Raw genomic sequence first — 270 nt, 5'->3', positions numbered from 1 at the left:
AGTTGATTTAGGGCACCATGCGCCAAACGTGAATATTGAAATGATTGTATCTCGATTAATTCAATTTAAAAAATTGGGCGGTTTCCATTTCAATGATAGTAAATACGGTGATGATGACCTTGATAGTGGTAGCCTACACCCTTATCAGCAGTTCTTAATTTTTAATGAGTTAGTTGATGCGCAATACCGTAATCAAGAGGGTTTTAACCCTAACTACATGTTAGATCAATCACATAACGTAACCGATCCGATTGAAAGCCTAATGAACTC

Annotated in this window: 1 pseudogene; it reads left to right on the top strand. The window is 36.7% G+C overall.

The window, feature by feature from the left end:
* Nucleotides 1-270: pseudogene (locus SB771_RS34645) on the top strand (sugar isomerase); the annotation flags it as partial.

The sequence above is a fragment of the Burkholderia sp. SIMBA_051 genome (assembly GCF_046534915.1).
Classification (GTDB): domain Bacteria; phylum Pseudomonadota; class Gammaproteobacteria; order Burkholderiales; family Burkholderiaceae; genus Burkholderia; species Burkholderia ambifaria.
This window is presented reverse-complemented; position numbering and strand designations above follow the sequence as displayed.